Annotated in this window: 21 protein-coding genes; 12 read left to right on the top strand and 9 right to left on the bottom strand. The window is 35.3% G+C overall.

Going from position 1 to position 20,306, the window contains the following annotated elements:
* The first annotated feature begins 365 nt into the window (after positions 1 to 365).
* Entirely contained in the window at positions 366 to 1,688 is a 1,323-nt protein-coding gene (locus QM017_RS08525; RefSeq protein WP_178195331.1) for a trypsin-like peptidase domain-containing protein, read from the top strand.
* A gap of 370 nt (positions 1,689 to 2,058) precedes the next feature.
* On the top strand, positions 2,059 to 2,538 hold the full coding sequence (rlmH, locus tag QM017_RS08520) for a 23S rRNA (pseudouridine(1915)-N(3))-methyltransferase RlmH (protein ID WP_178195333.1): 480 nt from the start codon (positions 2,059 to 2,061) through the stop codon (positions 2,536 to 2,538).
* 37 nt (positions 2,539 to 2,575) lie between these two features.
* Here the strand turns inward: rlmH and QM017_RS08515 are convergent, their stop codons facing one another.
* Positions 2,576 to 3,925, bottom strand: coding sequence for a threonine/serine exporter family protein (locus QM017_RS08515; protein WP_178195335.1), 1,350 nt, complete (start codon positions 3,923 to 3,925; stop codon positions 2,576 to 2,578).
* A gap of 110 nt (positions 3,926 to 4,035) precedes the next feature.
* Here QM017_RS08515 and yaaA point away from each other — a divergent pair, with 110 nt between their 5' ends.
* A complete protein-coding gene (gene yaaA, locus QM017_RS08510; protein WP_178195337.1) occupies positions 4,036 to 4,776 on the top strand; it encodes a peroxide stress protein YaaA in 741 nt (246 codons plus the stop codon).
* 284 nt (positions 4,777 to 5,060) lie between these two features.
* On the opposite strand, the gene QM017_RS08505 is transcribed toward yaaA, so the two are convergent.
* Positions 5,061 to 5,927, bottom strand: coding sequence for a YitT family protein (locus QM017_RS08505; protein WP_282709493.1), 867 nt, complete (start codon positions 5,925 to 5,927; stop codon positions 5,061 to 5,063).
* A 168-nt stretch (positions 5,928 to 6,095) separates the two neighbouring features.
* On the opposite strand from QM017_RS08505, the gene QM017_RS08500 reads away from it, so the two are divergent.
* From QM017_RS08500 to QM017_RS08485, 4 genes are read left to right on the top strand one after another with little or no spacing between them, the layout of a single operon-like run.
* Positions 6,096 to 6,857 carry a gamma-glutamyl-gamma-aminobutyrate hydrolase family protein gene (locus QM017_RS08500; protein WP_282709492.1) on the top strand — a complete coding sequence of 254 codons (762 nt, stop codon included), beginning with the start codon at positions 6,096 to 6,098 and terminating at the stop codon, positions 6,855 to 6,857.
* Positions 6,858 to 6,861: 4 nt separating this feature from the next.
* Positions 6,862 to 8,208 carry a glutamine synthetase family protein gene (locus QM017_RS08495; RefSeq protein WP_282709491.1) on the top strand — a complete coding sequence of 449 codons (1,347 nt, stop codon included), beginning with the start codon at positions 6,862 to 6,864 and terminating at the stop codon, positions 8,206 to 8,208.
* An 11-nt stretch (positions 8,209 to 8,219) separates the two neighbouring features.
* Complete coding sequence (locus QM017_RS08490) at positions 8,220 to 9,338, top strand: amidohydrolase family protein (RefSeq protein ID WP_282709490.1); 1,119 nt, start codon at positions 8,220 to 8,222, stop codon at positions 9,336 to 9,338.
* Positions 9,339 to 9,355: 17 nt separating this feature from the next.
* Positions 9,356 to 10,684, top strand: coding sequence for an APC family permease (locus QM017_RS08485; RefSeq protein WP_178195350.1), 1,329 nt, complete (start codon positions 9,356 to 9,358; stop codon positions 10,682 to 10,684).
* A 50-nt stretch (positions 10,685 to 10,734) separates the two neighbouring features.
* On the opposite strand, the gene QM017_RS09270 is transcribed toward QM017_RS08485, so the two are convergent.
* The 7 genes from QM017_RS09270 to larA all read right to left on the bottom strand — a co-directional run bounded on the left by QM017_RS09270 (position 10,735) and on the right by larA (position 16,586).
* On the bottom strand, positions 10,735 to 10,950 hold the full coding sequence (locus QM017_RS09270; protein ID WP_349238497.1) for a transposase: 216 nt from the start codon (positions 10,948 to 10,950) through the stop codon (positions 10,735 to 10,737).
* Positions 10,951 to 11,148: 198 nt separating this feature from the next.
* Complete coding sequence (locus tag QM017_RS09265; protein WP_349238486.1) at positions 11,149 to 11,868, bottom strand: transposase; 720 nt, start codon at positions 11,866 to 11,868, stop codon at positions 11,149 to 11,151.
* Positions 11,869 to 11,880: 12 nt separating this feature from the next.
* Positions 11,881 to 12,123, bottom strand: a complete 243-nt coding sequence (locus tag QM017_RS09260) for a transposase (protein WP_349238485.1) — start codon at positions 12,121 to 12,123, stop codon at positions 11,881 to 11,883.
* A gap of 136 nt (positions 12,124 to 12,259) precedes the next feature.
* Complete coding sequence (locus tag QM017_RS08475; protein WP_178198437.1) at positions 12,260 to 13,273, bottom strand: HoxN/HupN/NixA family nickel/cobalt transporter; 1,014 nt, start codon at positions 13,271 to 13,273, stop codon at positions 12,260 to 12,262.
* 62 nt (positions 13,274 to 13,335) lie between these two features.
* Complete coding sequence (larD, locus tag QM017_RS08470) at positions 13,336 to 14,046, bottom strand: D/L-lactic acid transporter LarD (protein WP_178198436.1); 711 nt, start codon at positions 14,044 to 14,046, stop codon at positions 13,336 to 13,338.
* A 12-nt stretch (positions 14,047 to 14,058) separates the two neighbouring features.
* Positions 14,059 to 15,285, bottom strand: coding sequence for a nickel pincer cofactor biosynthesis protein LarC (larC, locus tag QM017_RS08465; RefSeq protein ID WP_282709489.1), 1,227 nt, complete (start codon positions 15,283 to 15,285; stop codon positions 14,059 to 14,061).
* Positions 15,286 to 15,311: 26 nt separating this feature from the next.
* Positions 15,312 to 16,586 carry a nickel-dependent lactate racemase gene (gene larA, locus QM017_RS08460; protein WP_178198434.1) on the bottom strand — a complete coding sequence of 425 codons (1,275 nt, stop codon included), beginning with the start codon at positions 16,584 to 16,586 and terminating at the stop codon, positions 15,312 to 15,314.
* Positions 16,587 to 16,770: 184 nt separating this feature from the next.
* Between larA and QM017_RS08455 the strand changes: the two genes are divergently transcribed.
* The 5 genes from QM017_RS08455 to larB all read left to right on the top strand — a co-directional run bounded on the left by QM017_RS08455 (position 16,771) and on the right by larB (position 20,225).
* Positions 16,771 to 17,439 carry a Crp/Fnr family transcriptional regulator gene (locus QM017_RS08455; protein WP_282709488.1) on the top strand — a complete coding sequence of 223 codons (669 nt, stop codon included), beginning with the start codon at positions 16,771 to 16,773 and terminating at the stop codon, positions 17,437 to 17,439.
* Positions 17,440 to 17,550: 111 nt separating this feature from the next.
* Complete coding sequence (gene larE, locus QM017_RS08450) at positions 17,551 to 18,366, top strand: ATP-dependent sacrificial sulfur transferase LarE (protein ID WP_178198438.1); 816 nt, start codon at positions 17,551 to 17,553, stop codon at positions 18,364 to 18,366.
* A 22-nt stretch (positions 18,367 to 18,388) separates the two neighbouring features.
* Entirely contained in the window at positions 18,389 to 18,667 is a 279-nt protein-coding gene (locus QM017_RS08445) for a hypothetical protein (RefSeq protein WP_282709486.1), read from the top strand.
* A gap of 74 nt (positions 18,668 to 18,741) precedes the next feature.
* Entirely contained in the window at positions 18,742 to 19,560 is an 819-nt protein-coding gene (gene larE / locus QM017_RS08440; RefSeq protein WP_178198431.1) for an ATP-dependent sacrificial sulfur transferase LarE, read from the top strand.
* A complete protein-coding gene (gene larB, locus QM017_RS08435) occupies positions 19,560 to 20,225 on the top strand; it encodes a nickel pincer cofactor biosynthesis protein LarB (RefSeq protein ID WP_178198430.1) in 666 nt (221 codons plus the stop codon). The genes larE (QM017_RS08440) and larB overlap by 1 nt, the downstream gene beginning before the upstream one ends.
* Positions 20,226 to 20,306: the final 81 nt, after the last annotated feature.

The following is a 20,306-nucleotide window of genomic DNA, read 5'->3' as shown; positions in this document are numbered from 1 at the left end:
GTATTGTAATATTTTCTAATAAATAATGCAATAGATTTTTAGAAATTTGTAATAAAAATATGATGTTTTTTGTAAATACAGTTAAAAATGTTGTTTTATAGAGAATTTTATTTAGGGTGTAAATTAGAAAATGTTTAGTTTGACTAATCTGATTTTTCTAATTTTTCTCATAATACACTTAAAAAAGAGGTCAAAAAAGAACGGAATAAGGTTAAATTCACAAAGATAGATGTTTTTTTGAGCATATCTTAAGAAGTTTCAGAGCTCTTTATGATAAAATTACATTTAATTCAAAAAGTTTTCAAAATTAGTTATTATAATCAAGACCATAACAATTAGTTACACATGAAAGGAGTTCATTATTTATGAATGAAGATAATCAATTTGATGGGGAATTCAAAGAAGTACCTCCAACACAAGAAGAATTTACACAACCAGAAAAAAATGAAGAACCTAAAAGAACAAAACAATCCAAGTCTAATTTGCCTAAAATTTTTGTAGTAGCATTGATTGGTGGTTTGTTAGGTGGTGGAATTGTCACAGGTGGCTATGCCTTATATGAAAATCGCACGGTTGACGGTGTGACCTCAAATAATTCATTAGGTACGGCTAAGACAAGTAACATCAATGTTAATGTTAATAGTCAAACAACTAAAGCATTTGATAAGATTAAAGAAGCTGTGGTTTCGGTTGAAGCATACAGTACAAGTCAAAGCGATTCTTTAGAAGCTTTACTTGGTGGTATGGGTCAAGAAACGACTTCAACAAGTGAAGGGTCTGGTGTTATTTATAAGAAATCTGGCGATACCGCCTTTATCGTAACGAATAATCACGTTATCTCTGGCGCAGATAGTGTTGAAGTTTTGCTTAGCTCTGGTAAAAAATTAAAGGCGACAGTTGTCGGACATGATGCTATTACAGACTTGGCAGTTTTAAAGATTAACGCTGCAGATGTAAAACAAGTCGCAGATTTTGGAAATTCAGATAATATTAAAGTTGGTGAAACTGCCTTAGCTATCGGTTCTCCATTAGGCTCACAATATGCAACTTCGCTAACACAAGGGATTATTTCGGCTAAGAAGCGGACTGTTTCAGTAACTAACAGCAGTGGTGTAGAAACAGGTCAAGCAACAGTTATTCAAACTGATGCCGCAATTAACCCAGGTAACTCTGGTGGCCCATTGATCAACTTGGATGGACAAGTAATCGGAATTAACTCGATGAAATTGGCAAGCACAGGTTCTGATGGAACTTCTGTTGAAGGTATGGGCTTTGCTATTCCAAGTAATGAAGTTGTCAATATCATTAATCAATTGGTTGCTAACGGTAAAGTGGTTCGTCCTGCTTTAGGGATTAGCTTGATTGATTTGACAAATGTTCCTGAAAATGAACGTGAATCATTGTTGAAATTACCAAGTGATGTTACAAGTGGGATTGTAGTTGCTGATATCAATAGTGATTCACCACTCAAGAACTCAGGCATTTCAAAATATGACGTAATTGTGGGCTTAGGTGGCAAAGATGTTACAGGTATTGCAACCTTAAGAGAAGCCTTGTATGATCACAAATTAGGTGATAGTGTGGCAATTAAGTACTATCACGATGGTAAGCTAAAAACAACAACGGTTAAATTAACACTTGAGGCAAATGATTCAAATACGTCAGCTGCTTCAAACGAAGGTCAATAATCGTAGAAAAGATCACTCTTCTTGAGTGGTCTTTTTTGTAGGTTGCATCAGCTAGAAGAATCGTCCATAATATATAGATGATTTTAGCCAAGTTTTACCCAGAATTATCAACAACCCTTGTGGATAATTGTGGATAACTTTAAAGATTTAGTTGTGGTTTGGACATGAAAAGGTTATAATATCAAGGCTTATGAGTACACAAGAATATTGTGGATGTTATTGGTCGAGATGTTGATAACTTTTAGATTGTGGAAAAGAAACAAAACAATAAATCTTGTGGGGAAAATATGTTCTACACAAGATATGGGGTGTTTTTTGTGGAAACTGTGGATAACTTTGTGGAAAACCTGTTGATAGGATGTGAATTTTTGTGAATATAAAGATAATTGCTGTGGGTAAGTTAAAAGAAAAATATCTCAAGCAGGGGATAGCTGAATATGCTAAACGTCTAGGTAAGTTTTGTAAGTTTGAAGTTGTTGAGGTTGCAGATGAAAAGGCCCCAGAAAAATTAAGTGAAGCTCAAATGCAAGCAGTCAAGCAAAAAGAAGGCGAACGTATTTTAGCTAAGATTAAGGATAAAGAATATGTTTATGCCTTGGCGATTGAAGGAAAGCAACGAAGCTCAGAAGAATTTGCTCGTGAGTTAAACCAATTAGCAACGTATGGAAAAAGTGATTTGACATTTGTCATTGGAGGTTCGTTAGGCTTAAGTATGGAAGTTATGAACAGAAGTGATGCACAAATTTCGTTTGGTAAATTAACCTTGCCACATCAATTAATGCGGTTAGTATTGAGTGAACAGATCTATCGTTGCTACATGATAAATAACAATACCCCGTATCATAAATAAAAAACTCAGCCTTGTAAGCTGAGTTTTTTTATAATTATTAACTACAATAGCGCCATTTTTTGTCGGTCAAAACACGTGCAATAATCAAGCCTAACGGTAAGAATAAGACGATTAAAGCAGCCTTAGTTAACCACAAAGCACCATCGCTAATCGAGGTGACACCGATGTTATAGACAGCTCGATACATATAAAGACCAGGCACCATGATGACGATTGAAGGGACTGTCAAAGTGATGCGTGGGTAGTCTTGATGAGCTGCTGATGCGAGTAATCCAGCGACTAAAGCCCCTAAAAAAGCAGCAGCGGCTGGCGGACAATTAGCTAGATCAACTAATTCTAAACGCAAGGTATTAGCAACTGCACCGATTAAGCCGGCAACGGTTGCCATTTTATAAGGGCTATTAAACATGATTGAAAAGCCAAATACCCCACAAAAACTAGCAATTATACGCAATCCAGCTAAAACCCATGGATTAAGGTTTAAAGCAATAAAGTCGCTTGGCTTGAAGTTGACAATCAAAGCTAAGATCCAACCAACCAAGGTAGCAACGGTAATGATGACTAAAGCGTGAATCATCCGTTCAATTCCTGAGCGCATATCGAGTTTAGCTAAGTCTAGTCCGCTTGTGATAAATGGAAAACCAGGAATCACAAAAAGCATGGAGCCAATATAGCCAGCTTCGTGAGCCGAAGAAATATTAAAGAAATAATCTAAGGCTTCAAAGCTTATTAAGTAAGCCAAGCAAGCTACAGCAACACTAACTGAGATGCAAGCAATCAATGTTAGATGTTTGTCTAGCATTTTACGGCGAATCCAGTTGCCAAAACCAGCACCGATAAAACAACAAATCATCTCGATTAAGCCACCGCCTAATAAGAAAACAAAGGCGCTACATGCTAAGGCTGAAGCAAAACCAGCTGCCAAAGCGGAGTAATTTCCAGGTTTGGCTTGAATTTTGTCTAAAGTGTCATGAATTTGTTCGATGCTCATAAAAGCACCTTGTTCTTCAAAACGTCTAACGAAGTGTTCCATTTCCGAAAGTTTATCGGTGTTAACACCAGTTGTTGGTAAGGCTAGGGCTTGGGTGTAGCTGTGACCATCTTGAATACAGGTGTATTCGATTGAAATCAAGCCGACATCGGCTGAACAAGTTAATCCTAAAGTGCGTGCGATAGTGTTCATCGAATCTCTAACACGCCAAGCTCCTGTCCCACATGAAAGCATCATGATTCCGATTCTACCAACTAAAGAGGCCTTTTCTCTTAAAGGTGCATCGCTTGCCATGATGTGGTCATTGCTTGTGACAAAATTATGCCAAGGCATGGCCATGTGATGTTTAGGCGATAAATTTTGATTCTGTGGTTTAGATTCATTATTTTCGCTCATAAAAATCTCCTCCGCAATAATTGCATAAAAAATAACTAACAGCTATGATTATAGCATACCAAGTCAAGTATATTTTTTTAGGGATTAAAAAGTAAGAAAGGGTGGGTGTAATGAAGATTATTATTTCGCCGGCTAAAAAGATGCAAGTTGATACGGATAGCTTTATTCCGCTTAGTCAACCACTTTTTTTGGAACAAACACAGCAGTTGTTAGAGTATCTACGTTCGTTATCTTTTGAAGAACTAAAAGATTTGTGGAAGTGTAGTGATAAATTGGCAACAGAAAACTACCAAAATCTTTTGGAAATGAACCTTGATGGTAATTTGACCCCGGCTTTATTAGCCTATGTGGGGATTCAATATCAAACCATGGCGCCAGAAGTTTTTAGTCAGGTTCAATTTGATTATGTGCAGAAATATTTGCGGATTTTATCTGGTTTTTATGGAGTGTTAGCGCCATTTGATGGGGTAGTGCCGTATCGCTTGGAGATGCAAGCTAAAGTAAAACTAAATGATAGTAAGGATTTATATGCTTTATGGGCAGATAGACTATATCAGGTATTGTATGAAGATGATGATTGTGTCTTGAATCTGGCTTCAAAGGAATATTCTAAAGCGATTGAACGCTATGTTAAGCCTGACCAAAAATTTGTGACTTGTGTTTTTGGTGAATTAAAAGATGGCAAAGTTAAACAAAAAGCGACAGCCGCTAAGATGGCACGTGGGCAAATGGTGCAGTTTTTGGCACGCAAGCAAATTCAAGATTTAGCTCAAGCAAAGGAATTCAATGAATTGGGTTATCGCTTTTTACCTGAAAAATCTAGTCAAACGGAGTATGTTTTTGTAAAATAGGCTTTACAAACAACGGTTGTTTTTGTAAATAGGGGGATTATGATGTTAAATACACAAGTCAAAAGAATCTTTTTGATTGTTGCGTGTTTAGTGATGTTAGTGTTAGGGGGTACTAAACTTGTTTGAACATGAATTTTTAAGAGGGGTAATCAAAATTGGTATCGTCATGTTAATCATCTATACCGATAAGAACATAAAAGTGTAAGTGCTTGAGCCGTCTAGAAAAGGACGGCTTTTTTAATGTCAAAAAAAGGACAGTCATAAAAACATGACTGTCCTCTTTATTAGTCTTCAAAAACTTGACGGTAATTACCTAAATCAGCATCGGCACCTTGCACACTGATAAAGGCATTTGGATCGGTTAATTGAATCGTTTGTTTCAAGTATTTAAGCTGGCCTTTTTGGGCGACGATAATAATAATATCGGTTGGCTGATCGGTATAAATGCCTGTCCCGTTTAATAATGTGGCCCCGTGGACGAAATTTTTAAGGGCTGCTGCTAATTTAGCGGATTGCTTGGTGAAAATCATGATGTTGACATCTTTTTGTTGGATGAAGAAATAATCCATTGAATAACTGGTGACAAGCATACCAATCAAACTAAAGACACTGCGTCCTAAATCAAAGCAAAGGGCGGCAGCCACCAAGACGATGCCGTTGATGAGATTATTGACAAAACCAATCTTCTTTTTAAAGCGCATTTGGACATAAGTCACAATGACGTCAGTTCCACCGGTCGAAAATCCGTTATTAAAGCATAATCCCACACCAATACCGATTAACGCAGCGCCTAATAGCGTGTTAGTTAATTTATCAGAGACAATCATTGTTTGCGGGATAAATTCTAAAAATGTAATGTTAGAAGCAACGGCAATTAACGAATAAGTGATATATCTAAGGCCAAAACAGCGCCAAGCAAATAAAAACAAAGGGATGTTCATAAAAATCATCAGCAAACTGATACTTAAGTTGAAGTTGGTTTTTAATAAGATTGCATGTAATAACTGCGCAATTCCAGGAACTCCGACTGAATAAGAGTTAGCATGCGATAAAAACATATTGATACCAATTGCGGATAATAAACCGTATAAAACAGCAAAGAAGATTTTACGAATAGTTTTTATCTGTGTATTTTTGCAAGCAAGTTTCATGTAGTGATTTCCTTTAAAATAAATATTTTTAAACAGTTTGAATTATAGTCGATAATTGTAAGCAAATCAATGTAAATTAGCGGAGATTTTCATAAAAAACTTGTAATTTACAAGAGAAATTATTATCATAATGAGGTATCTCTAATGGAAAGAAAGGACTGTTTTTTTATGAAACCTATTATTGGGATTCCAAGTGATCAATTAGTTGAAGTAAATCCAAGAATGCCTGGCGATTATTTAGCTTATGCGCCCCATGACACCAAAGAAGCGATTTATGCGACTCATGGGATTCCAATAATCCTTCCTTTCCCTGATCGAAAAGCCGATGCGACCGCTGCGGCTAAAGAAATGGTGGATTTATATGATGGATTGTTGCTTCCGGGTGGCCCTGATGTTGATCCGCTTTATTTCGGTGAACAACCTCATCCACAAATCGGCATTACTTTAAGTGCTAAAGATGAATTTGAAATTGCCTTAATTAAAGAAACGATTAAACAACAAAAACCAATTTTTGGAATTTGTCGAGGATTACAGATTTTAAACGTTGCTCTAGGAGGCAGTTTATATCAAGATTTACCAAGTCAATACGAGAATTTACAAGTGCAACATAGTCAAGCAACGTTAGGACATTTCCCAACCCATGATGCTTTTGTTACACCAGAAACAAAATTAGCGCAAATGTTTGCGCAAAAAGTAACGGTTAACTCCAGACATCATCAAGCAATCAAGTCTTTGGGGGAAGGCTTAATCGCAAGTGCTAAAGCTTATGATGGCGTCATTGAAGCAATCGAATCAAAACAAGCTAATGCCTTGGCCGTTCAATGGCATCCTGAAAACTTGTGGCAAGAAGATCCAGCTCAGTTACAATTTTTCAGTGATTTAGTTAAACGCGCACAAGAATGGAAATTAGCACATATAAAAGGGAAATAACGTGGTGAAAGTCGAAGAATTAGTGAGTTTGTTGTATAAACAAGGTGTTAAATTAGTTGAATTTATTTATGTTGATTATACAGGGATTGCACGTGGAAAGACGATTGTTTTAGAACAATTGGCTTCACGTCTCAGCGATGGAATGGGTATAACCCGGGCAATGCCTGCATCAACAATGCGTGATGAGATCGTTGCAGTCAAAGGGTTTGATGCAATTGGTGAATTTCGGTTAGTACCTGATTTAAGTTCACTACGCGTATTACCTCAGACACCTTGGGTAGCAACGGTGATGTGTGATTACCAAATGCAAGATGGAACACCTTTAGAATTTGATGGACGAGTTATTTTACAAAAGCAAATCAAACGTTTGGCTAAATTAGGTTTGACAGCTAAATTTAGTTATGAAAATGAATTTAGTCTGTATGAAAAAGATGAAAATAAGCGATTAAAACCATATCGGCCTAACATTTGTTTTTCGACTGAATCAATGGAAGATGTCTATGTGTTTTTACCCGAAATATTAGAAGATTTGCAACGTGTAGGAATCGAACCTATTGCATATTATCCTGAAGCTGGGGCAGGGCAACATGAATTACCAGTCAAGCCTAAGGAGGCTTTAGAAGCAGCCGATGATTTATTACGCTTTAAGCGTGTGCTTAAAAGTGTTGTTAAAAAGCATGGTCTATACGCAACATTTGCGCCAAAGCCTAATTTAGATCAAGCTGGTAACGGTGCACACTTGCACGTGTCGTTATGGCAAGGTGAAAAAAATGCCTTGTATGCTGAAGATGATGCAATGAAGTTAAGCCAGCTAGGTTATTGGTTTGTTGGAGGGCTTTTAAAGCATATGCCGGCATTGCTTGCATTTAGCTGTGCGAGTTTAAATTCCTATGAACGTTTAAAGCCAAGTCACTGGAGCAGTGCTTATGTGGCATTTGGTCAAGATAATCGAGAAACTTGCATACGAATTCCATCAACGTTTGCAAGCGACCCAGCCCAAACATTAAATATCGAATTGAAGGCGAGCGATGCTTGTTGCAATCCGTATCTAGCCTGCAGTGCGCTATTGGCTGCAGGAATTGAAGGTATTGAACAACAAATCATGCCAACTCAACTATTAGACAGTGATCCGGCCTTATTGAGTCAAACACAACGAGAAGCCTTAGGAATCACACGGTTACCACAAAGTTTGACCGAAGCTTTAGAAGCTTTGCAACAAGATGAGTTGTTTGGTGAAATGTTAGGGAAAATAGGCTTAGAAACGTATTTGAAAGTTAAGCAACGAGATGTGGCATATTTTTCCGATAAAACGCCAGCCGAGATTGCGGCTGCGTACCGTGATTTATATTAGAGGAAGAAAAAATGAATTTAGCAGATTATCTAAAAGAAGTGCCTTTGCTTGATCATCATTGTCATTTCTTGATTGATGGGACCTTGGCTAATCGGGCCCAAAGAACAGCGATGATATCAAGTGAGGCTGATAGTAGTTATTATCCACTAGAAGATACCAAGAATCGCTTGGCATGGTGGGAATTTCAAGCAGAAGCTAAGAAGTTTAGTCAGGATTTTGATCCGCTAAATGTGCTGACACAACAACAATATCAACAATATTGTACGAACTTATTTGGACATTATGGTTATCGGAGTTTATTGATTGATATTGGCTTTGTGCCAGACAATGCGATTTTGGATTTAAAGGAAACAGCGACTTTGACCAATACGAGTGTATATCCGATTTATCGCCTCGAAACAGCAGCCCAAGATATCATGCAAAAAAGTGTGACTTTTGAGCAATGGTGGCAAGCGTTGTATGCTGAAGTTAAAATGGCTAAAGCAAATGGGTATGTAGGTTTTAAATCGATTGCAGCTTATCGTTTTGGTTTAAAAATCACGGAAGTTTCTGAAAAACAAGCTAAAATTGCGTTTGAAGCATGGAAAAAATCCAGTGTAGTTCGTTTAAGTGATCCGCAAATTATCAGTTATCTTGTCTGGAATTTAGCACCATTGATGATTAAACAAGATTTACCGCTACAATTTCACGTAGGGTATGGTGATGCGGATACCGATATGTATCAAGGAAATCCGTTGTTGTTGCGGGACTTTTTACAAAAATGGTGTTTAGCAGGATTAAAAGTAGTGTTACTACATTGCTATCCATATCATCGTGAAGCAGGTTATCTAGCGAGTGTCTTTCCTAACTTGTATTTTGATATTTCGTTAATCGATCCGTTGGGACCAAGTGCAATTGAACGTGTCTTGGATGAGGCGTTGGAATTGGCGCCATATACACGCTTTTTATTTGCTTCTGATGCAAGTACAAGTCCGGAAATGTATGGTGTGGCAGCCAGACGTTTCAAAGAAGCACTGTTAGCACATTTTGAAAAATTAACGCTACTACCGTTAGACGCAAAGAAGCGTTATATTGATGCGATTTGTTGGCAAACAAGTGCACAAATTTATGGGATTAGAGAAGAATTTTAAGGAGAATTGTTGACTAGATGAGAGAAAAGAAATTATCATTACTTGAAGTCTTAGGTTTATCTGTGGCGATGTTAGCACCGACTGGGGCAATGGCCTTTAATACGGCTGGTGCGGTCAAGACTTCTGGTGTAGTTGCACCGATTGGTTTTATTTTGGCAGGTTTAGGTATTTTGTTTGTCGGGATGTCGTTTGTTCAACTTGGACGTGAAATTCCAGGTGAAGGATCGGCTTATGCTTACAATGCTAAGGCTTTAGGCGAAAAAGCAGGTTTTATTTCAGGTTGGTTGTTGGTATTAGTTTATGTGACCTTTGCATTTAGTAGTTCAGCGGTTGTGGGGAACTTTTTAGATGTCTTCTTACAACATTTCGGAATTCATTTGCCTGTGCCACTTTACGTGATTTTCGTGTTGCTTTTAGGTGGGGCATTGAGTCACAAAGGGATTGAATTTTCGACACGTTTTGCCTTAGTGCTTGAGTTTTTTGCGGTAGGGGCTTTAGTAGTCTTGACGGCTATCATTTTAATTAAGGGTGGCGATGCAGGACTTTCAGCTAAACCACTAAATCCAAGCAACGGGACTTGGAGTGGAATTGGCGCTGGGATGATTTTTGCCCTGATGTCATTTGCAGGTTTTGAAGGTTCAGCAACGATTGCACCACGAGCTAAAAAACCGGCTAAGGCCATTAAGATTGCGATCTTAGGTTCAGTTGTCTTTGGAATGTTCTTTTACATGATTGTTAGTTACACTGAAATCATGGGCTTTGGTTTGGCAAATCTTGACAAGATGCAAGACTCTGCTGCACCGTTAAATTACTTATCAACTCGTTATGTCGGCAGTTGGATGGCAGTCTTTATTGACTTTGCTTCTGTAACAAGTTATTTTGCTTGCTACTTTGGTGCTTTGAATGCGGGTGCGTTTATGTTAGAAGCCTTAGCCAAAAGTGGGTATTTGATGCCTTCTTTAGGTGAATTAAAAGGTGAAAAGCAAACACCAACCAAAGCGCTAGACTTGATTACTGTATTAGCGTTGATCTTTTATGCAATCATTGGTATTGGCTTAAAAGTTAGTGCTGGTGATTACTACAACTATTTTGGTACAATCGGCGTGATCGCCTTATTGTTGGTTTATGTGTTAGTTAATGTCGGCGCAATTGTTTATTTTAGAAAACAAAAGAGCAAAGCTTACTTTAAGCACTTGATTGCGCCAATCATCGGGATTGGTGTGATGATTTTCCCAATTTATAGCAACTTGTGGCCGATACCGGCTTGGCCAATGAACCTCTTCCCATATGTAGTGTTTGTATGGTTGATTTTAGGATTTTTTGTTCCAAGAAGAAAAGTTGATTAATATAAAAGGGACTGGGAAAAAAGCACCAGTCTGGACATAAAAATAGCTGATTAAATTTCTAAAAATGAAATTTGATCAGCTATTTTTCTATTATGTCTATTTTTGGTTCGTTTTTTTGGGGATTTTATCTCTCTTTTTTGGAATAAATGCCATAATTTTGATATGTTAATCGCCAGAAACAACAATCCTAGTTCATTTCGGATTGCTTTTTCACCTCTAACGTGTACTCGGCGCACGCCAAAATTCCCCTTCATATCTCCGAAAATTGTTGCAACATCTGTTCATCTTCTTGGTAGATAGTTGAACCTTTTTCGCTAGAAAGGTTTTCTTTAGCTTTATGTTTTAAATATTCCCAGTTTAAGTTTATTGATTTAGTCCGTTGTTGGCCCTTTTGAGTTTTCGCTAATTGTTCTAATTTCTTTGTCGCTTGAAATTTATCAGCTACGTAGACTTTAAAATCTCGTTTAACCCCATATTATCCACACGAGAACTATATCTTTGGAACTTAAATACGACTCCATCAGGGTCTGTATAATAATCATCTTTATCGTAATATGTCCAATGTTAATATTTTGTGGATCTCTTTGGTATTTACGACTCTGTTCTTTTTGATACGTTCCGTAAGGAATCAATGGAATCTTTTCAAATTTGTCAATAACTGCTTGATAATTAATTTCACTGTCATAGCCTGCATCCGCAACAATGTGTTTAAATAAATCCAAATTAGAAAAAGATTTCAAAAAAGGTACCAACGTCCGTGTATCCGTTGGATTAGGGAAGATATCATAGTGCAAAACAAAGCGACCACTGGTCGCAATTTGTAAATTATAAGCAGGTTTTAATTGACCATTTTGCATGTGGTCTTCTTTTAAGCGCATAAAAGTAGCGTCAGTATCTATTTTCGAGAAACTATTGCGATCTTTGAAAATTTCTCTATCACGTTCATACTTCACTTTTCTAGGAAGAAAATCTTCTTTCAATTTACGTTTGATACTCTTTAATTTACGACGAACATGTTTGTTTTTTGAACCACCTTTTATAACCCTAGGTTCGGCTTTAATTTCTTCTTCCAACTCAATTAGTTTAATATCAGTTTCTTTGATAAGTTCTTTTATTGCATCACTAGAACGAAAATTATTGATAGTTTTATAGCTAATGAGAGTATTACCACTTAACCACATCATAGGAAGGTAATATTAATTTAATTTAGTAATCTTTCTGTCAGAAAAAACAGCTTCATGATAAGCAAAAAGCGTCATTTTTAGTAGTATAGCCGGATGAAAAGCAGGCCGACCGGTATGTGAAGTCTCTTCTGAAAGAATATTAAGTAAAATTGAGTCCACGAAGTGGCTGATTAAAACTGCAATATGGTCAGATGGTAATTTTAATGAATAAGTAATATCTAATTCTAGTTCAGATGTGTTATAATTTTTGTACATGGTTAACCTCTCCTTTATTGGTTTTGTTCAACTTAATATTAGCAAGAGATTAGCCATAAAAAAGGCTCACGCCAAATTTTTTTGACGTAAGCCTTTTTTCTATTAAAGCTGAATTTTTCCCAGCTCCTTAAAAATTTTACAGTTTTTGATTGTCAAAATGTTGATTTTTAAGCTTATAAGAAAGGTATGTTACTAACCAACATGCTCCTAATAAAATAACAATACAATATCCAAGAACTCCAAAGTCTAAACGTTGTAAATATCGTAGAAAAATGTTTTTAAATTTAATAGACTTAGAAGCGACTTGTAATAATTCGATGCTACCAATTAGAAGAGCGGCTATACTAGAAATAGCTGTAACAGTTAGGTTGTAATAAATTTTACGTACGGGTGTTTCGAAAGCCCATTTATAGGCACCAGACATCATAACAGAATCAGTAGTGTCCATCAAATTCATTCCAGCAGCAAATAATATTGGCAATGATAAAGTTCCTAGAAAAGATGAGTTTGCTTGGGTTGCTGTAGCAGAAAGCGCAAGTAAAGCAATTTCTGAAGCAGTATCAAATCCTAAACCAAACAAAAAACCAATAGGATACATATGCCAACTATGATTGATGCATTTAAAAAGTGGCCGTAAAAGACGAGTTAAAAAACCATTTGGAACAAGTAATGAATTTATCTTGGTATCGTCTAATTTACCGCTTTTCAAATCAAGAAGTGAACGAAATAAGCTTATTAAAATAACAAAGTTAAAGGCAGCAATAGCAATTAAAAAGCTCCCAGATACCACAGCACCTATTTTTCCGCCAATTTTTTGAAGAATAGGAAGCTGAATAGTAGCCCATTTTACTGATAAACCAATAAATAAAGCCATCAAAAAAACAACGGTTGAGTGTCCAAGTGAAAAGAAAAATCCAACACCACTTGTTTTTTTGTTTTCAGAAATAAGTTTACGAACAGTATTGTCAATAGCAGCAATATGATCAGCATCAAATGCATGACGTAATCCTAAAGAATAGGCTAATAAACCTAATGCCAAGAATCGAGGATAGCTTGCCATTGCATTAAGCAATAATCCAATTCCAATGATGTGTAATCCTAAGCAAGCTAGATAATATTTTAAGCTGTCAGATAAAATTTCTTTTTTCATAAATTCGACATTTAACCATTGAAAATGGATAAAATGCCAACACATCCTTTCGATAATTTAAACTAGAATTTTAGGTAAAATTTGACGAATAAAGCCGCTAAAATAGCTCCTACAAAAGGTGCAGTTCCTGGGACAATTAAACCATATTGCCAATCGTTATTGGTTTTATTTTTGATTGGTAATAATTGATAAGCTAAACGAGGACCTAAGTCACGAGCTTGATTCATAGCAAAACCAGTTGTACCACCAAGTCCCATACCAACAGCCCAAGTTAATAAACCAACACCAATAGGCAATACAGGTTCGGCATTATGAGCTATTGCCAATATGCTTGTTAAAAAGACAAAAGTAGCAAATGTTTCGACAAAATAGTTACGTGCTAAATTACGGCAATTAGGATTGGTTGAAAAAATGTTACGGATTGCAACTGGATCGATAATTCCTTCAGATGCTTTAAAATGATCTGCATACATGATATAAGCAATTGTTGCACCTAAAAGTGCACCGAGAAGTTCAGCAATTACATAAGGAATAAAACTGCTCCAAGGAATCATTCCTAAGATTGCTTGGCATAGTGCCATAGCTGGGTTAATACATACTCCACCGAATATGAACAAACAAACGGTAATTCCGAATGCCCAGGTGGTAATTGCAAAGATGTGACCAGAACCATGATATTTTGTTTTGTGTAAGACTTCATCGCAGTGTACACCTACCCCAAAAACAATCATTAAGCAGGTTCCCATAAATTCAGCTAAAACATTGTGTAACATGACATAACTCCTTTAATTTGTATGATTATTTAATGCAGCATTCGCTGTTTGGTAAACGGTTGAAATTGGTAATTTATTTATCTTGGCAATTTCTGCACAATCATCGAATTCAAGTGTTTTTTTTGTTAAATCTTGAAATTGGCAAATTTTAATACGGATTTTTCCATAGGAAGTGGTTAATGTATCAAATGAGCGACGCATAACTACACGTTGGAATATTTGATAGCGGACACCAATTGTTGAAGTATGTTTTAAAATTAATTTAATAAAATTATCTTTTTGAGTAACGTCTACTAAAACGCTTAGCATAGTTGCTGGTCGATTTTTTTTCATTTGAATAGATGTATAAAAAACATCTAGAGCTCCATTTTCTAAGAGTAAATTCATTACATAACCTAGTTGCTCGGGACTTTGATCATCGATATTTGCTTCGATTTTGATGATTTGATCATTGGTTTGATTAATTTGAGTTTGACTGTGTTTCAGTGAAAATAATCTTCCGCGTAAAGCATTAAACTTTCCTGTATTTTTTTTGCCAAATCCGTAACCGATTTTGATTTGAGTGCAGTTTGGCAATGGTTGAAAGATGGGTTTTAGTTCTTTTAAAATGGCTAAACCAGTAGGAGTTACAAGCTCGGTTTCAACATCTGTATCTTGTTTAATTGGGAAGTCTGTATGGTTTAATAATTGTATAACAGCTGGTACAGGAACGGGCATTGTTCCATGCGCAACATTGATAAATCCACAGCCTTCGGTAATAGTAGTTGAATAAACTTGTGAGATTTGCAATTGTTCAAACATAACAAAGAAGCTAATGACATCAACAATTGAATCAATTGCACCAACTTCATGAAAATGAATGTCATTAAGTGACTTGTTATGAACATTTGCTTCAGCTTTAGCAATATCATAAAAAACATTACTTGCGTGTTTTTTGACAAATGAACTAAGCGCACTAGATTCAATCAAAGTTAAGATGTCTTTTAAGTTACGGGAATGATGATGATTGTGTGCAATACCGCAATCTTTAGGTTGATGATGTGGCATTATGACATCAAAATCAGTTCCTAAAATATTATTCTTAGTAATATGTTCAATTTTAATTTCAAATTCTTTATTCGATAATGAAGTCAATGACTTTTTTAAATTATCAACATCTGCGCCTAAATCTAATAATAAGCCGTTAAGCATATCACCACTTAACCCAGAGAATGGCTCAAGATACAAAATATGAGACATAGTAAAACTCCTTTAGGTTTTAAATTTTATTTGACAATGACAGACAAGCCATCACGAATAACAGTAACTTTTGCCTCTTTGCCTTGCATTTCAAAGGCCATTTGTAAGGCTTCATCAAATGTTTTGGCAATTTGCATGTGTAAATTAGTTACAAGTTGTGGATCAACTAGATCAGAAACTATGATTACTTTATGATGAACTAAGATCCGTGCAAGAATTTGTGAAGTCCATTGATCAGGTGTTGTTTCAAGTTGTGGAGTGTTGATAGCTTTATCTAAAAATTCTTGTGGTGTAGCCAAGTCGGCAATATTATGATAAAATCCTTCACCACCATGACCATCTTGGCAGCCAGCGACCATGATAATTACACCATTTTCTTTATTAGTAGCTTCTGCAGCAGTCATTCCTTTAACTGCTTGATAAATGTTTTGATCTAATGGGAAACCACCATTAGTTGAAACTGCAATATCACAAGGAATTTTTTTAACAGTGGCTAATTTTTCAACAAAATCACAACCGACTTTATGTGCAGCTTCCATATCACCTGCAAAAGAACCGATGATTTTTTTATCGCCATCCAAGACAACATTTAAGATGAAAGCTAATTTAGCACAGCGAGCAGCATAAACCATATCTTCATGAATAAGATTATGCTTAAGGTTACCAGTACGTGAATTTTTTGAATTAATAAATTCTCCTGAGTGGTTATACATGATAGTCTTATAAGAAGAAATGCCAGGTAAAACAGCTTTGCGTCCACCAGAAAATCCAGCAAAAAAGTGGGATTCAATAAAACCTTCAGAAATTAATAAGTCGGCTTGTGCAGCGACTTTATTAATTAGACAAGCACCACCGGAAGGAAGTGTGCCAATTTCAACCATATCTTCATCTTTTTTAGAAAAATGCATGACGATTTCTTCATTGTCAACAATTTCTTGCCCATACTTGTTGATTAATTCTTCACGTGTTGATGGACGATGAAATCCGGTGGCTACTAAGATACGAATACGTGCATCTGGTGCAACACTACGAATACGCCGAAGTAAAATTGGGGTGATTATATGAGATGGGACTGGTCGAGTATGATCAGAACTAATAATCACGATATCTTTTTTTCCTTTAGCAAGTTCTTCTAATCTTGGACTGCCAATAGGATTATCTAATGATTTTTCAACAGTTTCTTTTTCAGAAAATGGATTTGAAAAATCTTCAGCATGTGACTCAATTAAGCCTGCAAAATTTTCATCTGGAATTTTTGCAGTAATACTTGTTGTGTTGTAAGGTAAGTTAATCTCTACCATTTCTTACATCTCCTAAGTGTTAAATTTTTAACAAAGGGTAGTATATACTAAAAAAGTATATTAACGAAAACACGATTGTTAGTAACAAATGTTATTGTTTTTTGAAAAATAATAGAGTAAATTTGTAAACGCGTATGAAAACTAATGTAAGTTAATAATTGTAAAAAGGGGTAGCGTAGTAAAAATGTCAGAGGATAAGATAGATTATTTGATTAAATTTTTAGAAAACAAGCATGTACCAATTATTTCCAAAAGAAAACACACATATTTGGCATACCATGGACTAGATGAATCATACGTTTATATATTAAAAGAAGGTATTGTTAAAATTAGCGTTATTTTGCTAGATGGACGAGAATTTAATTTATCGTATATCACTGCACCGGATGTAATTTCGCTATTAAAAGATGAAGTATCAAAATATACTTCTTCACCCTTTAATATTCGAATTGAAAGTGAAGAAGCTGTATTTTATCGTATGCCACGTACTGAATTTTGGTGCTATGTAAAAGCTGACCAAAAGTTACAAGATTATGTAAGGGATTATTATCGTAAAAAATTATCGATTTATATTGAAACTTTACAGACCATGACAATGAATGGTAAAAAAGGAGCGGTTTGTGCGCTACTTTGTAAATTAGTTGATTTGTTTGGGAAGAAACAAGAAAACGGAAGTATTTTAATTGATTTCTGTGTAACTAATGAGGATATAGCTGGATTTTGTGGTATTTCAACACGAAATAGTGTTAATCGAATAATGCATGATTTGAAACAAGGAGAAATTATTGAAGTCAACAAACAAAAAATTATTATCAAAAACATAGAAGCATTGCAAGAATATAAAGCACAATAAATTGGTAGCAAATGATGACAATAATCGTTATTTTTTTTAAAGATAGTTTTGCATATACTAATATACATCATTAGTTTAGCAATTTATTGGGAGAGTGAAATTATGCAAGAAATGTTAGAAAAAGAACAACATCTTATTGAAAAGTTGTGTACTTTAAAAAAGGTAGCAATTGCGTATTCTGGTGGAATTGATAGTACTTATTTGCTGAAAGTAGCTTTAGAAACACTAGGAGAATCTAATGTGTTAGCGGTTATTGTCAATTCTGAATTATTTTCAGATGAAGAGTTTAATTTAGCCATTGATATAGCAGATAAAATGGGGTCGCAAGTTTTAGGACTGGAAATGAGTGAATTACGTGAGCCTAAAATTGTCGCGAATACGCCTAAAAGCTGGTATTACAGTAAAAAATTACTCTATCAGACAATAAAAAAACATGTTAATAAAGAAGGATATGAAAATATATTAGATGGCATGATAATGGATGATGAAAGTGATTTTAGACCTGGATTAAAAGCACGTGATGAAGAGGGGATTTTAAGTCTTTTACAACAGGTCAAGCTATATAAAAATGAAGTTCGTCTATTAGCACAAAGACATAATTTGAGTAACTGGAACAAGGTAGCTTCTTGTAGTTTAGCTTCACGTTTTCCATATGGAACAAGATTAACTCATGATGTGATTCAACGGGTTTTCGCAAGTGAGAAGTATTTACGTGATGAGTTTATGTTTAAAACTGTTCGTGTACGTGCCCATCAAGATTTAGCACGTATTGAATTGCCTGAAGAAGATTTAATGGTTGCATGGGAAAAACGAGAAAGAATTGCAAAAAAATTACGTGAATTTGGATTTGAATATGTGACTCTTGATGTAGAACCTTTTCGAACAGGAAGAATGAATGAATCTTTAGAAATAAAAAAGAGTAATTAACTCGTATAAGGAGAGAAAAATTATGTTTGAACAAATGTTAATTCAATTAGAGAATGCCAGGGAAGCAGTTTATGAAAAGGAAACATGTCGTATTTATTTAATGCAAGCATATCAGACTAGTTTATTAGTACGCCAAGAAGCTAATATTTTATCGCAAGAAAAAAAGCAAGTGCTTCTTAAAAAATTAGATGAGTTTAGTGAAATTGAAAAAGAAGTTTTACATTTACTAGCTTTACCAAATCATATAGATTGTACTGATGTAAAAAATCAATTAACTAGATTTATTCAAAAAATAAGCTAAAAATTGCCAATGAACTTAGTATTAAGAGAAATTCTGCCTATAATGAGAGGAGTAAAGCTTCAAAGCTGAGAAGGATGGATTTAGAAGAAAAATTAACTTATACTAAACAAGTTTTAAAAAAATTAGGGAAAGTGGCGATTGCATATTCTGGTGGAGTTGATAGTACGTTTTTGGCATTGCTTTGCCAAAAAACAATTCCTGATCAGACATTATTAATACATGTTGATGCTGCAGTTATCTGCACAAATGATCAAGATGATGTTTTGCGTTTTGCTAAACAAACAAGCCTACCTTTAAAAAGAATCAAACTAGATGTTTTTAAAACAAAAGAGTTTATCGAAAACGGTCCAAAACGTTGTTATTATTGCAAACATTATATTTTTAATCATATTTTTGAAATTGCACATCAAGCAGGAATAAAAAATGTGATTGATGGTACAAATGCAGATGATCATTTAGATTATCGCCCAGGAATGCAAGCTTTACAGGAATTAGGGGTTATATCTTTACTTGAAGAATGTGGATGGCATAAAAGTGAAATTCGGTTACAGTTGAAAAAATGGGGATGTGAATTATGGAATAAGCCATCTAGTGGATGTTTGGCAACAAGAATACCATGTAATGAAACTATTACAGAGGAGAAACTTGAGTTAATCAGACAGTGTGAAGATTATTTACATCAATTTGGATTTGACAAATTGCGAGTACGATTGATGAACTATCGTGCATGTATTGAGGTAGACTCGCAAATGAGAGCTAATTTTTTTGATATAGATTTTATGAATCAAGTAGATCAAGCATTTCGTAGTTTTGGATGCTTAGATGTAATGTTAAGTTTGCGAGGCTATCATACAGGTAATATGAATCAAATTCAGAAAAGAAGTGTTAAATAATGGAAAAACAAGAGTTTATAGATATTGGACAAGCTAAAGTAGATATAACACGTCAAAGTCGCAATGGTTATCCAGAAATTATTTTTGGTCAAGGAAAGACGGCAGAACAAATTATTGAAATTATGCAAGTATTGCATGAAAATGGACAAAACGCGTTAGCTACAAGGGTAGATAAACATAAAGCTAAAACGATTAAGAAAATACTACCAAGTGTTATATATGATGATTGTTCACAATGTGCATTTTTAGGAGAATTTGAAGAAAAAACTAAGGATTATATTTGTGTGGTAACAGCAGGTACAAGTGATTTGCCTGTTGCAAAAGAAGCTGTTTTTTGTGCACGAGTATTTGGAAACAAAGTTGAAGAAGTTTATGATGTGGGTGTTGCAGGGTTGCATCGCTTATTGGCTAAATTAGACGTTATTCGTAATGCTAAAGTTGTAATTGTTGTTGCAGGAATGGAGGGTGCATTAACAAGTGTTGTAGGGGGCTTAGTAAATAAACCTGTAATTGCAGTGCCAACGAGTGTGGGCTATGGAGCAAGTTTTAACGGAATGGCAGCATTACTGTCTATGCTAAATAGTTGTGCTAGTGGTGTTAGTGTTGTTAATATAGATAATGGTTTTGGAGCAGCCTATAATGCAAGTATGATTAATCAATTATAATGTTTTTTCTTACGCAGTGAGTCTTTTCACTGCGTATTTTTGTTATTATAATTAAGCCAAAGATAAAAGAGAAGGATAAAC

This window comes from Ligilactobacillus sp. Marseille-Q7487 (genome assembly GCF_949152225.1).
In the GTDB taxonomy this organism is placed as follows: Bacteria; Bacillota; Bacilli; order Lactobacillales; family Lactobacillaceae; genus Ligilactobacillus.
The sequence above is the reverse complement of the archived record's forward strand: the minus strand, read 5'-3'. Positions and strand labels throughout refer to the sequence as shown.

Excerpts from the sequence above, each read along its gene's own strand:
- QM017_RS08445 (WP_282709486.1), top strand. The coding sequence starts at position 18,389 with ATGTTTGAACAAATGTTAATTCAATTAGAGAATGCCAGGGAAGCAGTT.
- yaaA (WP_178195337.1), top strand. The coding sequence starts at position 4,036 with ATGAAGATTATTATTTCGCCGGCTAAAAAGATGCAAGTTGATACGGAT.
- QM017_RS08525 (WP_178195331.1), top strand. The coding sequence starts at position 366 with ATGAATGAAGATAATCAATTTGATGGGGAATTCAAAGAAGTACCTCCA.
- QM017_RS09260 (WP_349238485.1), bottom strand. The coding sequence starts at position 12,123 with ATGTACAAAAATTATAACACATCTGAACTAGAATTAGATATTACTTAT.
- QM017_RS08485 (WP_178195350.1), top strand. The coding sequence starts at position 9,356 with ATGAGAGAAAAGAAATTATCATTACTTGAAGTCTTAGGTTTATCTGTG.
- QM017_RS08500 (WP_282709492.1), top strand. The coding sequence starts at position 6,096 with ATGAAACCTATTATTGGGATTCCAAGTGATCAATTAGTTGAAGTAAAT.
- larA (WP_178198434.1), bottom strand. The coding sequence starts at position 16,586 with ATGGTAGAGATTAACTTACCTTACAACACAACAAGTATTACTGCAAAA.
- QM017_RS09265 (WP_349238486.1), bottom strand. The coding sequence starts at position 11,868 with ATGATGTGGTTAAGTGGTAATACTCTCATTAGCTATAAAACTATCAAT.
- larC (WP_282709489.1), bottom strand. The coding sequence starts at position 15,285 with ATGTCTCATATTTTGTATCTTGAGCCATTCTCTGGGTTAAGTGGTGAT.
- larE (WP_178198438.1), top strand. The coding sequence starts at position 17,551 with ATGTTAGAAAAAGAACAACATCTTATTGAAAAGTTGTGTACTTTAAAA.
- larD (WP_178198436.1), bottom strand. The coding sequence starts at position 14,046 with ATGTTACACAATGTTTTAGCTGAATTTATGGGAACCTGCTTAATGATT.
- QM017_RS08490 (WP_282709490.1), top strand. The coding sequence starts at position 8,220 with ATGAATTTAGCAGATTATCTAAAAGAAGTGCCTTTGCTTGATCATCAT.
- larE (WP_178198431.1), top strand. The coding sequence starts at position 18,742 with ATGGATTTAGAAGAAAAATTAACTTATACTAAACAAGTTTTAAAAAAA.
- QM017_RS08475 (WP_178198437.1), bottom strand. The coding sequence starts at position 13,273 with ATGAAAAAAGAAATTTTATCTGACAGCTTAAAATATTATCTAGCTTGC.
- QM017_RS08505 (WP_282709493.1), bottom strand. The coding sequence starts at position 5,927 with ATGAAACTTGCTTGCAAAAATACACAGATAAAAACTATTCGTAAAATC.
- QM017_RS08455 (WP_282709488.1), top strand. The coding sequence starts at position 16,771 with ATGTCAGAGGATAAGATAGATTATTTGATTAAATTTTTAGAAAACAAG.
- QM017_RS08515 (WP_178195335.1), bottom strand. The coding sequence starts at position 3,925 with ATGAGCGAAAATAATGAATCTAAACCACAGAATCAAAATTTATCGCCT.
- larB (WP_178198430.1), top strand. The coding sequence starts at position 19,560 with ATGGAAAAACAAGAGTTTATAGATATTGGACAAGCTAAAGTAGATATA.